Here is a 13,071-nt window from a genome sequence, read left to right as displayed (position 1 = left end):
ACATGCAATCATGAGAAAAATTCTTATCAGCACTAATATGTATAAAGGCAGCGAGTTCGGTCAGGTTCTTCCGTATCTCAAACGGTTTCCTGGACAGGTGGGAGTCGAGGTGTTTCCGATGTTTCATGAGGAATGCTTTGAGAAGAACCTGCGGGACGCCATGCCGCTCTTAAAGGAAGTCCCGGTCAGCTTCCATGGTCCATATTATCAGGCAGAGCATTCGGCAGCGGAGGGGACTGTAGAGTATGCGCGCACGATGGAGCTGCTTGAAAAGACGCTTTCGTATGCGAAAGAGCTTTCAAGCAAATATCTCGTTTATCATCACAACAACTGCCGCATCATACCGGGCGAGAAGGAAGACCGCGTCCGTGTTTCCTGTGAAAATTATTACACCGTGAAACAGCTGTGTGAGGAGGCGGGAACCCAGGTGGTCGTGGAGAATGCCGGAGTTCTGGAGCGCGGAAACCGTCTCTTCGATGAGCAGGAATTTATCGATCTGTGCCGCCGGGAACAGTATGCGGTGCTCATCGACATCGGGCACGCCTGGGCGAACGGCTGGTCGCTTAAGCGGGTCGTAAACGCGCTGGCGGACCAGATTGTGGCGTACCATCTCCACAACAACGACGGTGTCCACGACAGCCATCAGAGGATTCATGAGGGAACACTTGATTTTGACTGCTTTTTAAAATTGGCAAAGCAGGCGACGCCGGATGCCGAGTGGGTCATGGAGTATGCGATGGACGTTTCTGGAAATGTGCGGGGGATTGAGGAAGATCTGCAGTTTCTTTTGAAAATGGGAAGTGCTGCACGATGACACAGTGGCAGTGAATTTTGCCGAAAAGCCCCGCCTTGTCAACTCTTAAAAAAGCTGATATACTGGACATAAGATTGTGAGAAAAGATGTCCGGAGAGAACATCCGGACACGGTAAAAATGAAATTTGACAGCGGGAAAGGAACGGCAGGATGTTTCGTCTTTGGGGAAAAATGATGAAGGAAAACCGGATGCTTAGGGATATTGTGATCAGCAACGGTGATTATACAATGTCGAGAACGGCGATGGTGTTTGACGCGATCGACCAGATTTGCTATGCCTTTGATCTGGGGCATCCGGTCTGGCTGGATAAGACGATCGAGGAGTTCAAACGTCACGATAAGGCGCGTTTTACCCAGGACAACTTTATCGAGAGCATCGATTTCGATTATCTGGAGATACAGGTGCTGGAAGAATAAAGGGCAGGCAGCCGTTACAAAAAGACAAAGACCGGGAGGGGCGAGATGGCACAGGCGATAACGGATGTGAAAACATTTCTGGAAGACGCCAGACAGGCAGTGGTGGAGCTGGCGGAGTTTGAAAAACAGGAGGAGACGCTTGCTCAGGAAGAGAAAAAGCGTCTGCGCGTGCTGGAGACGGAGCGGAAAGCGGTGGCGGATGCCGTGAATTCGACCGTGAAAAAGCGCCGGGATGAGATTGAAAAAAGCTATGACGATGAGCTTGGGAAGCTGCAGGATAAGCTGAAACGCACGCGGACACGCCGCGAAAAGGCGAAAAACCAGGGCATCAAGGAGCGGATTAAGGAAGAAACGCAGGAGCTTCACGCGCACAACCGAGAGCTTGCCGTGCGGATGCGGACGCTGTTCCAGTCGGATCGTGTTCCATTTGTCTGCAAAAGCCCACTGTACTATGCGCTGTATTTTCCGAGGGGATTCAAAGAATTTCTGACGGTGTTGATTACCTTTGCGATCTGTTTCCTGTTGATCCCGTGCGGCATCTACAAGCTGCTTCCAGAACAGAAGACTTTATACCTGGCGATGATCTACGGCGTGGATGTGGTTGTTTTTGGCGGACTGTATATCCTGATTGGAAACTGGACGAAGGATCGCCATCTGGCGGCGCTGCAGGAAGGACGTTCGATCCGCAGTCTGATCGCGGCGAACAACCGCAAGATCGCGGTGATCACCTCCTCGATCCGTCGGGATCGCAGTGAAGCGCTCTACGATCTGGAAAAATACGACGATGAGATCTCCCAGATGGAGCAGGATCTGGAGGAGACGGCGAAGAAGAAAAAGGACGCATTAAACACCTTCGAAAATGTGACAAAAACCATCCTGACCGATGAGATCACCAGCAACAGCCGTGCAAAGCTCGAACAACTCAAAGAAGGCCATCAGGAGGTCGAGAGCCGCCTGCACTATACCGAGACGGTAATCAAGGAAAAGAGAATCTTTATCACAGATACCTACGAGTGCTACTTAGGCAAGGAATTTCTGAATCCAGAAAAGTTGGACGCGCTAAAACATATTCTGGATAACAGCACAGCCGTTAATTTAAGCGAGGTCATCGCAGAGTACCGCGAACGCGGCGGAAAGTAAACTGTGGAAATTATTTCATAAAAATAAATAATTAGATATAGGAACAACCAGAAAAAAGATGTGACACCGGGCGCTGTAAAGCTGCCTTCTGTCACATCTTTTTTCGTCCGTGTATATATCCTTCAATTTTCGCATAATTTCCTGCCACCCCGCCTATAATAAAGGTAAAACAACCCCTGTCCAACAGGCAGGGAGAAAACAGGACGGTGTGGGAGATGAACAGACGGGGACGCAGCCGGTTCGGTGGCAGTCCGGAGATATATTACTACAATTCAGCCCGCCGGGACGCGGTGGGAGAGCTGGCAGGGCAGTTAAGTGGGCTGATTCAGGAAGAAATGACCCGAAGACATAAAAAGAAACTGGTTTTCCTCTGCATCGGCACGGATCGCTCGACCGGAGACAGTCTGGGACCGTTGATCGGATATAAACTCAAACAGGAACGGCGGCGCGGTACGCTGGTATTCGGAACACTTGATCGCCCCGTGCACGCGATGAACCTGGAACATTACGCGCAGGTTTTAAAAAATGGGTACCCGGATGCGTTGGTGGTGGCGGTCGATGCCTCGGTTGGCGATGAAAACCATATCGGCTATGTCACGCTGGGGCGTGGGGCTTTAAAGCCGGGGCTTGGCGTCTGCAAGGAGCTTCACGCGGTCGGAGATCTCTTTATCACCGGGATCGTGGCGGGCTGCAGCCATTACGATCCGATGATGCTGCAGAGTATCCGCCTGGCACTCGTTATGCAGCTGGCAGACTGCATCAGCGCGGGGATCGGGCTTGTCGAAAATTTTTGCCTGGATGCTGCCTCCGTTTGACAAATTTTGCATGCAATCGGCGTTATGATAGGCGGAAAGAAATTCATCATACTCCTGAAATTACGGAAAATCATGTTACTGTATTTGAGCAGGTATTTTCAGCACTGAAAATGCTGCACGGTGCAGCAATCAAATCATGGAAGCAAGTACAGACCCGGTTTCAGGAGAATCTATCATAGCGGGGTGAACATATGGGAGAATATTCTGGTTCCCGCGCAGAACTGCCGAAAAATATCCGGCAGATCGGCGAGCGGGATGAGGTGGTCCGGTTGTATGTGGAGGATTATGTAAACACGTATTTGAAACAGGTATATCCATCCGGCGGACCGGGACTCCGGGTCGGGCTGCTGCTCGGAAATTCGGATCCACAGCAGGAGGTTCCGTGCCTCTTTGTGGACGGGGCGCTGGAGATGGAGGAGGTTGTGCCGTCCGGGGAGAAGATTGTCTTTTCGGAGGCGGCATGGAAAAAGGCATACCAGCGGATGGAGGAGACATTTCCGAAAAAGACCGTGCAGGGGTGGTTTATCTGCGGCGCGCCGGGGTGTATGTTAAGTCCCCTGACCTACTGGCGGCTGCACAAGCAGTATTTCGGTGGGAAAAACCAGCTCATGTACATAAACAGCGGTGTGGACGGTGAGGCGGCATACTATGTGATGTCGGAGGACGGGTTTTACCGTTTGAAAGGATATCATATATACTACGAGAAAAACCAGATGATGCAGGACTATATGATTCTGCGGAAGGACGCCCGCCGGGTGGAGACAGGCACCGGCGATCGGGTGATCCGCGATTTCCGTAACCGGATGGAAGAGCGGCAGCAGGAGGCGGCGTCGCGTTACGGGACGATCCGGGCGCTGGGGACGCTGTGCGGCGTGCTTTCGGTCGCGGTGCTTGCCGGCGGCGTGGTGCTTTTCGGCAATTACCAGAAAATGCGCGAGATGGAGAGTGTGCTGGTATCCGTCCTCCCGGATGGTGTGCGGGGCACTGCGGACGGGAAAGAGGCGGTCACGGTGGAACAGCTCCGCGGTAGTGTGACGCCGCTTGAGAGCAGCGATGTGGATGCAGACGGAACAACAGCGGAAAACGGAGGACAGGCGCATAAATGGACACTTGAGAGCGCGGCGGATGGAGATACAGAGGGCACTGCCATAGCAGGCAGACAGAATGGACAGGCTTCCGGCGGGCAGAGCGAAGAGGACGGAAAAATGGCGGAGACGAAAGCCCCGTACATTTTGCCGGAGCCGGAGGCACAGCGCGACCTGCCGAATCCGGGCGGCAATTCGACGGCGGGACAGGACTATCCGGTCACAAACTTGAAGCCCGGCGGCACGTACACGGTCGGGGACGGGGAGACACTCTATGGGATCTGTTTTAAGCTTTATGGTAATATCCGTCATCTGGACGATATCCTTGCGGTCAACCATCTGACCGATGAAAACCGCATTATCGCAGGGCAGACGCTGGTGCTGCCGGATGTGTCCGGAGAATAGCAAAAAGATAATGCCAAACCATCTAAAATAGTGTATAATCAAGATGGCAGTCCAGCTACAGGAGATAAAAAAATGAGTGAGATGAACCCGATTGAACGGGAACAGAAGAAAAAGCAGCTGAGAGGGCGTGTGATCGACACCGCCACGCAGGACATGTTTCCCCGCCGGGGCATAAGCCACGGGGAAAATGAGGAAGAGGTGGCGGAGAAAGCCGAGCGCCATTCCAGACGGAAACGTCTCCGCAGGGTGCTGACGGCGGTGTTAATCTCGGCGCTTTTGGCGGCTGGTTTTATGTATTATAAAGATAACCATGCCTACACGGACTATACGGTAGCGTGGGAAAAAGAGATTGCGGCGAGTGAGAGCAGCACGACGGAATTTGTTCCATTTGGGGAAAATGTCCTGAAATATACGAAGGACGGAGCTTCCTATCTGGACAAGTCCGGCAAGGCGGTCTGGTCGATGAGTTATGAGCTGAAATCACCAATCTGCTATGTCAACGGCGATTATGCCGTGATCGGGGACCAGCAGGGCAATGATATTTATATTGTGGACAAGACCGGAAGCCAGGGACAGGCGACGACGCTTCTGCCGATCCTGCGCGTCAGCGTATCGGCATACGGCATCGTGGCGGCGCTGGTGGAGGACAGCAATGCTTCGTATGTGACCTTTTTCAAGAAAGACGGCAGCGAGCTTGACTGGGCGATCAAGACGGTTATGTCGGGAAATGGTTACCTGATGGACGTTTCCTTATCGCCGGATGGTACGCAGGTCATGCTTTCCGACCTGTATCTGCAGGACGGGGCACTCAAAAACCGGATTGTATTTTACAATTTCTCCGAATATGGAAAGAATTATCCAGACCGTCTGGTCGGAGGTTTTGATGAGCTGGGAGACAGCATCTGTCCGCGCGTCCGGTTTCTCGACGAGGATCACGCGTGTGCATTTGCGGATGATCAGGTGGCATTTTTCTCTTTGGAAAATGTAACAAGCCCGGCGCTGGTGCGCCAGGCGGAGATCGACGGGGAAGTCCGTGGCGTGGCATGGTCGAAGGACTATGTGGCGGTCATCTCGGACAACACCGAGGGCGGAAGTGAGAGCCGTTTGAGCATGTTTAAATCCGATGGAACCGCTATGGGTACGGCAGATTTCTCGTATTCGTGGCGTAACATAAATATACAGGGCGATTTCGTCATCCTAAATAACGAAAATTCCTGTCGGGTCTACAGTCTGTCCGGCAAGGAGCGGTTTGCCGGGGAGTTTGATTTCTCTGTGGCGCAGGTAACACGCGGCCGCGCGTTCAATTCATTGATTATCAGCGGCGGCGACCGGATGCGCGAGATCCGCCTCAAATAACACACGTTTAGTTTTTAAAATTAAGATACATAGCAGGAGGTTACTTATGAATCAGATTGACACATTATCCGTAAACGCGATCCGGATTTTATCCGCAGACGCAATCCAGAAGGCAAATTCCGGTCATCCGGGACTTCCGCTGGGATGTGCAGCAGCGGCTTATGAACTGTGGGCACATCATATGAACCATAACCCAGCTAACCCGAAGTGGGAGAACAGAGACCGTTTCATCTTATCCGGCGGTCATGGTTCCATGCTGCTGTACTCTCTGCTGCACCTGTTTGGCTACGGAAATCTTTCCAAAGAAGATCTGATGAACTTCCGCCAGTTAGATTCCAAGACTCCGGGACATCCGGAATATGGTCATACCGTTGGCGTTGAGGCGACGACCGGTCCGCTGGGCGCAGGTATGGGTATGGCAGTCGGCATGGCGATGGCTGAGGCACATCTGGAAAGCGTATTCAACAAAGAAAATTATCCGGTAGTTGACCATTACACCTATGTATTGGGCGGCGACGGATGTATGATGGAAGGCATTTCCTCTGAGGCATTCTCTCTGGCAGGTACCCTGGGACTTTCCAAGCTGATTGTTCTCTATGATTCCAACCGCATCTCCATCGAGGGAAGCACCGACATCGCATTCCGTGAGAATGTACAGGAGCGTATGCAGGCATTTGGTTTCCAGACGATCACTGTAGAAGACGGCAATGATATCGACGCGATCGGCAAGGCGATCGAGGCTGCAAAGGCAGATACCGAGCATCCGTCCTTTATCACCATCAAGACGCAGATCGGCTTCGGCTGCCCGGCAAAACAGGGCAAGGCGAGCGCACACGGCGAGCCGCTGGGCGTGGAGAATGTGGAAGCACTCAGAAAGAACTTAAACTGGCCGAGCGAAGAGCCGTTCTTCGTACCGGAAGAGGTATACAAAAACTACTCCGAGATCGCAGAGCAGAAGGCAGAGGTAGAAGCTGCATGGAACGTGATGTTTGCCGCTTACTGCGAGGAATATCCGGAGATGGAAGCGCTCTGGAACCAGTATCACAATGCAAAGGCGGGCGAGGCGCTGAAAGATGACGCCGGATTCTGGGCAAAACAGGAGAAACCGGAAGCAAGCCGTGCGATCTCCGGACGCCTGATCAACTACATCAAGGATGTTCTGCCGAACCTGTTTGGCGGTTCTGCTGACCTAGCACCGTCCAACAAGACTAACATGAAGGATGCGGGCGACTTCTCCAAGGAGGACAGAGCTGGACGTAACCTGCACTTCGGTGTCCGCGAGCTTGCGATGGCAGCGATCGGAAATGGCATCATGCTGCACGGCGGTCTGCGTGCGTATGTATCGACCTTCTTTGTATTCAGTGATTACTGCAAACCGATGGCAAGACTGTCTGCACTGATGGGCGTGCCGCTGACCTATGTATTTACGCATGACAGTATCGGCGTTGGTGAGGATGGACCGACCCATGAGCCGATCGAGCAGATGGCAGCGCTGCGTGCGATGCCGAACTTCCATGTATTCCGCCCGTGCGATGCGACCGAGACAGAGGCAGCTTGGTACAGTGCTGTTACTTCCGAGCACACACCGACCGCACTGGTGCTGACCAGACAGAATCTGGAGCCGATGGCAGGCAGCAGCCGTGAGGCATTAAAGGGCGGCTACATCATCGACGACTGCGAAGGCACACCGGAGTTAATTCTGATTGCCAGCGGTTCCGAGGTAGCTCTGGCGGTTCATGCAAAAGAGACTCTGGCAGCAGAAGGTCAGAAAGTCCGCGTTGTCTCCATGCCGTGTATGGATCTGTTCGAGGAGCAGAGCGAGGAGTACAAGGAGTCCGTACTTCCGAGAGAAGTACGCCGCCGTGTAGCAGTAGAGGCGCTTGGAAGCTTCGGCTGGGACAAGTACACCGGCTTAGACGGCAAGATCATCGCGATGGAAAGTTTCGGCGCCAGCGCACCGGCAGGGCTTCTGTTCAAGAAGTTCGGCTTTACCGTTGAGCATGTGGTAGAGGTGGCTAAGAGCCTGAAATAATGCTGATTTTGGTAAAAAAATAAGATAAAAGACAGGCACCTGTCTGTCGGCAGAAAAGAATGCGGTACCGCTTAAGCAGAAATGCGCCTTTCTCCGGCAGGCAGGTGTATTTTGCTTTCCAAACCTTGCAAAACGGGGATGCATTGCGTATAATAAGAGCCAGCGCAGAAAAAAGATGAGGGCATAGAAGAAAGGCTGCCGGTGCAGCCGTAAGGGAAGGGATCCAGACATGGAAAAAAAATGTATTGGGATAGACGTCGGCGGAACGACGGTTAAGATTGGTATTTTTGAGACGGACGGAACGCTTGTTTATAAGTGGGAGGTTCCGAGCCGCAAGGAAGAGAATGGGGCGTACATTCTTCCGGATGTAGCCGCTTCGATCAGGAAGAAATTGAACGAGCAGGGAATCCCGATGGACGCCGTGATCGGCGCAGGTATGGGATTTCCGGGTCCGGTGCAGCCGGACGGCTATGTGGAGGTCTGCGTCAACTTGGGATGGCGCGATCTGAACCCGCAGAAGATTTTGAGTGAGTTATTAGATGGAATGCCGGTCCGCTCCGGTAATGATGCTAATGTGGCGGCGCTCGGCGAGATGTGGCAGGGCGGCGGCAAGGGCTGCCATGATATCGTGATGGTGACGCTGGGAACCGGTGTCGGCGGCGGCGTGGTACACGATCAGAAGATCGTTGCAGGACGCCACGGACTGGGCGGCGAGATCGGTCATATCCATATCCGCGAGGGCGAGAAAGAAACCTGCAACTGCGGCGGACACGGCTGTCTGGAACAGGTAGCGTCCGCGACCGGTATCGCCAGGGAAGCGAGGCGGAAGATGGCGGCAAAGCCGGATGCGTCGGTGATGCGTGCCTACGGTGATGCGATCACCGCAAAAGATGTGCTGGATGCGGCAAAAGCCGGGGATGCACTGGCGCTGGAGGTTATGGACACCGTGTGCTATTATCTCGGATGGGCGCTGGCGACTATTTCGATGACCGTGGATCCGGAGATTTTTGTCATCGGAGGCGGCGTGTCAAAGGCGGGGACTTTTTTAACGGATTGGATTGACCGCTATTACCGTGAATTGACCCCGATCTCTGAGAATAAGGGCGAGGTTCGCCTGGCAACATTGGGAAATGACGCAGGTATCTATGGGGCGGCGAGACTGATCTTAGATTAGGCGTAACTGTGAAGGTGCTGAACAGTTACGATTAGACGCCTTGTTTTGAGTGACAGAGTGCAGGGTAAAGGGGCTGGACGTTTGAAGAAAATAGGGATAGAAAAACGTTCAGATATGCCGAAAAATGCTGTAGACAAGAGGAGACCCCGGAGCGGTCAAGCATCCGGGGCAATTATGAAAAATCTATGTGCAAAATCACTATAAAACAAATTTGAAAAGTGAAATCTTTTATGCTTTTAGTATAAAAATAAGATATGAATAAAATATGAACACCGTGTAAACAGATTATGAAAATTGGCGATTTTGTACAAAAAAGTTTCATGAATCAGAGGTTTCTCTATCAAAACAGAGGATAGAAAGAAAAATGGCAGAATTTGCAGCGCACGGTGCGAATCAGGAGGAAAAAATGGCAGCAGAAAAAGCAAAGAAAACGATTGTAATTGGACATAAAAACCCGGATACGGATTCGATTTGTTCTGCAATCGGCTATGCGAATTTCAAAACACTTCAGACGGGCGGCGAATATGTACCGTGCCGTGCTGGAGAACTGAACCCGGAGACGACCTTCGTATTGGATTACTTTAAGGTAGATGTGCCGAAACTGATTAAATCCGTTAAAACGCAGGTCAAGGATGTTGAGATCCGCGAGACTCCAGGTGTTTCCAAGAATATTTCCCTGAGAAAAGCATGGAACCTGATGCAGGAGGACGGTCTGGTAACACTTCCGGCTGTTACCGATAAGAATATACTGGAAGGTCTGATCACAGTCGGCGATATCACCCGTTCTTATATGAATGTATACGACAGCAGCATTCTTTCCAAGGCATGCACCCAGTATGCAAATATCATCGAGACCCTGGAGGGCGCGATTTTTGTTGGCGATGAGAAAGCGTACTTTGATAAAGGAAAAGTCCTGATTGCGGCAGCTAATCCGGATATGATGGAATATTATATTGAAGAGAACGACCTGGTTATCCTCGGCAACCGCTATGAGTCGCAGCTGTGCGCGATCGAGATGGGTGCAAGCTGTATTATCGTGTGTGAGGGCGCTGGCGTTTCCATGACGATCAAAAAACTGGCACAGGAGCGCGGCTGTACCGTCATCACAACTCCGTATGATACCTACACGGCAGCCCGTCTCATTAACCAGAGTATGCCGATCAGCTATTTCATGAAGACTGAGAAGCTGATCACCTTCGATACAGATGATTTCATCGATGATATTAAGGATGTGATGGCAAGCAAGCGTTTCCGTCATTTCCCGGTACTCGATAAAGAAGGCAAATACAAAGGCCTGATTTCCCGCCGTAATTTACTGGGTGCGCGCGGCAAGAACGTGATTCTGGTCGATCACAATGAGCGCGGCCAGGCGGTAGACGGCATCGAGAATGCCAATATCCTGGAGCTGATTGACCACCATCGTCTGGGTACTGTGGAGACAGTCGGACCGGTATTCTTCCGTAACCAGCCGCTGGGCTGTACGGCAACGATCATCTTCCAGATGTACCGTGAACAGGGGCTGGAGATCGACAAGACTATCGCGGGTCTGCTCTGCAGTGCGATCCTCTCCGACACGCTTCTGTTCCGTTCCCCGACCTGCACACCGATGGATCGGGCGGCAGCGGTTTCTCTGGCTGAGATGGCAGGCATCAAGCTGGATGAGTTCGCAAATCAGATGTTTGAGGCAGGCAGCGAGTTAAAGGGCAAGAGTGATGCGGAGATTCTGTATCTGGATTTCAAGAAATTCTCAGCTGGAAAGACAAACTTCGGCGTCGGTCAGATCAACTCCCTGAATGCAGAGGAGCTTGGAAAGCTGAAGAACCGTATGCTGCCGTTTATGGAGAAGGCGCGTGAGGACGAAGGTCTGGATATGATCTTCTTCATGCTGACGAATATTCTGACGGAGACGACCGAACTTCTCTGTGTTGGACAGGGGGCGGCACAGGTTGTGGCAGACGCGTTCCACGTAGGCGACGCAAATGAAGAGCTGAAGCAGACGGCAACACTGCCGGGCGTTGTTTCCAGAAAGAAACAGCTGATTCCGGCACTGACTGTGACATTGGAGCAGTAAATCAGGTGACGGTGCGCGGGCGGGATTGTTCCATACGGAAAATCCAGTGATAGTTCGTGCAGGGCAGGAAGGTCGGACGGAAAGGAAGGATACCATGACATTTGTATATCCGGCGGTTTTTACGCCTAAGAAAGATGGAAAAGGGTATGACGCATATTTTCCGGATTTGGAGTGCTGCGAGGCAGAAGGTCCGGATCTGGAGGATGCGGTGGAAAATGCGCGGGATGCAGCGTACAACTGGATCAGCCTGGAACTGGAGGAAGAGGGCGATCTGCCGGCACAGACGCATATTGATGATATGAGCCTGCCGGAGGGAAGCATGGTGAAACAGATCATGGTCCGGATCAAACTTCTCCCGGACAATGATTAAGGAGATATAGGGATGGCACAGAAGAGAGCGGCTGGAAAGCCAAAAGAGCGGCGCCGGGGAGGAGCAAGGCAGAACCCGGAAGGACAGTTGGAAAAACGGGTGGAGACCCGGAACACTCCGGGACCGCGCGCCCACTGGAAGCCGGGCAATATGATTTATCCGGTTCCGGCGGTGCTGGTGACAGTGGCGGACTCCGAAGGAAACAGCAATATCATCACGATTGCCTGGACGGGCACGATCTGTACGAACCCGCCGATGGCGTACATTTCGGTGCGCCCGGAGCGCTATTCCTACCATATGCTGCGGGAGAGCGGTGAATTTGTCATCAACCTGGCGACGGAGTCGATGGCATATGCGACCGATTACTGCGGCGTCCGCTCCGGCAGGAATGTGGATAAATGGAAGGAGACAGGGCTCACGCCGGTTCCGGCGCAGACGGTGAAAGCGCCGGTGATCGCCGAAAGCCCGGTCGCGATCGAGTGCCGGGTGACCGAAGTTAAGGAACTGGGGTCGCATCATATGTTTTTGGCAGAGGTGACGGGGGTCAGCGTGGACGAGCAGTGGCTCAACGAGCGCGGCGGCCTGGAGCTTGCAAAGGCGGAACCGATTGTGTATTCACATGGCGGCTACTATGGGCTTTCAGAGCTTCTTGGAACATTTGGATGGAGTGTAAAGAAAAAAAGAGGTGCCAAAGATGAAAAATAATGTAACCTTGATTGGTATGCCGTCCGCAGGAAAGAGCACGGTCGGAGTGCTTTTAGCAAAGAGACTGGGCTATTCCTTTATAGATGTGGATCTGCTGATTCAGGAACAGGAAGGTAAGCGTCTGCGCGAGATTATCGAAGAACAGGGGCTGGACGGATTTCTCGATGTGGAGAACCGCGTCAACGCGGGGGTAAAAGCCGAGCAGGCGATCATCGCACCGGGTGGCAGCGTGATCTACGGAAAGGAAGCGATGGAACATTTAAAATCCATCGGACTGGTTGTCTATCTGAAAATTACCTATGACGAGCTGGTAAAACGCGTCGGCGATGTCAAGGACCGCGGCGTGGCGCTGAAAGACGGCATGACACTTCTGGATCTCTACCATGAGAGGATCTCGTATTTTGAGAAATACGCGGACATCACGATCGACGAGGAAGGTAAAGAGCTGGGGGCGGTGGTTGATGAGCTGCGCGAAATATTGGAAGAGCGCGGTTATGTGCTGGGAAGTGCGCCGGAGGAAGAGTAACAATTTCACATGAGAATGGGGGCAGCCGGTTCTGTCGGACGGGTTTCATAACGGGTTACAGTGAGAAAAAAATCAGTTGCAAAACAGTTGAAAATCCAATACAATAGAATAGTAACCATTTTTATAGAATGTTAACAGTCGGGGGTGCAAAGATGCGGAAT

Annotated in this window: 12 protein-coding genes; all 12 read left to right on the top strand. The window is 52.4% G+C overall.

All coding sequences use genetic code 11. The features are described 5' to 3' along the window. Positions 1-10 precede the first annotated feature (10 nt). The 12 genes from DWZ76_RS13385 to DWZ76_RS13330 all read left to right on the top strand — a co-directional run bounded on the left by DWZ76_RS13385 (position 11) and on the right by DWZ76_RS13330 (position 12,910). Positions 11-814 carry a sugar phosphate isomerase/epimerase gene (locus DWZ76_RS13385; RefSeq protein ID WP_227589700.1) on the top strand — a complete coding sequence of 268 codons (804 nt, stop codon included), beginning with the start codon at positions 11-13 and terminating at the stop codon, positions 812-814. Positions 815-964: 150 nt separating this feature from the next. Continuing rightward, positions 965-1,231 carry a hypothetical protein gene (locus DWZ76_RS13380; RefSeq protein ID WP_107001749.1) on the top strand — a complete coding sequence of 89 codons (267 nt, stop codon included), beginning with the start codon at positions 965-967 and terminating at the stop codon, positions 1,229-1,231. 45 nt (positions 1,232-1,276) lie between these two features. Beyond that, complete coding sequence (locus DWZ76_RS13375) at positions 1,277-2,371, top strand: hypothetical protein (protein WP_117796611.1); 1,095 nt, start codon at positions 1,277-1,279, stop codon at positions 2,369-2,371. A 215-nt stretch (positions 2,372-2,586) separates the two neighbouring features. Continuing rightward, a complete protein-coding gene (yyaC, locus tag DWZ76_RS13370) occupies positions 2,587-3,186 on the top strand; it encodes a spore protease YyaC (RefSeq protein ID WP_118472972.1) in 600 nt (199 codons plus the stop codon). A gap of 191 nt (positions 3,187-3,377) precedes the next feature. Further along, entirely contained in the window at positions 3,378-4,676 is a 1,299-nt protein-coding gene (locus tag DWZ76_RS13365; RefSeq protein WP_117796612.1) for a LysM peptidoglycan-binding domain-containing protein, read from the top strand. A gap of 72 nt (positions 4,677-4,748) precedes the next feature. After that, positions 4,749-6,032 carry a DUF5711 family protein gene (locus DWZ76_RS13360; RefSeq protein ID WP_118472971.1) on the top strand — a complete coding sequence of 428 codons (1,284 nt, stop codon included), beginning with the start codon at positions 4,749-4,751 and terminating at the stop codon, positions 6,030-6,032. Between the two features lie 46 nt (positions 6,033-6,078). After that, entirely contained in the window at positions 6,079-8,064 is a 1,986-nt protein-coding gene (gene tkt / locus DWZ76_RS13355) for a transketolase (RefSeq protein WP_022360014.1), read from the top strand. Between the two features lie 229 nt (positions 8,065-8,293). Continuing rightward, a complete protein-coding gene (locus tag DWZ76_RS13350; RefSeq protein ID WP_107001744.1) occupies positions 8,294-9,238 on the top strand; it encodes an ROK family glucokinase in 945 nt (314 codons plus the stop codon). A gap of 406 nt (positions 9,239-9,644) precedes the next feature. After that, positions 9,645-11,309, top strand: coding sequence for a putative manganese-dependent inorganic diphosphatase (locus DWZ76_RS13345; protein WP_118472986.1), 1,665 nt, complete (start codon positions 9,645-9,647; stop codon positions 11,307-11,309). 94 nt (positions 11,310-11,403) lie between these two features. Then, entirely contained in the window at positions 11,404-11,679 is a 276-nt protein-coding gene (locus DWZ76_RS13340; protein ID WP_118293722.1) for a type II toxin-antitoxin system HicB family antitoxin, read from the top strand. Positions 11,680-11,691: 12 nt separating this feature from the next. Next, complete coding sequence (locus DWZ76_RS13335) at positions 11,692-12,384, top strand: flavin reductase family protein (protein ID WP_118472970.1); 693 nt, start codon at positions 11,692-11,694, stop codon at positions 12,382-12,384. Further along, positions 12,374-12,910 carry a shikimate kinase gene (locus tag DWZ76_RS13330; protein ID WP_118472969.1) on the top strand — a complete coding sequence of 179 codons (537 nt, stop codon included), beginning with the start codon at positions 12,374-12,376 and terminating at the stop codon, positions 12,908-12,910. Before DWZ76_RS13335 ends, DWZ76_RS13330 begins: the two co-directional genes overlap by 11 nt. Positions 12,911-13,071: the final 161 nt, after the last annotated feature.

Source organism: Clostridium sp. AF35-15, from assembly GCF_003477745.1.
Classification (GTDB): domain Bacteria; phylum Bacillota; class Clostridia; order Lachnospirales; family Lachnospiraceae; genus Otoolea; species Otoolea fessa.
The sequence above is the reverse complement of the archived record's forward strand: the minus strand, read 5'-3'. Positions and strand labels throughout refer to the sequence as shown.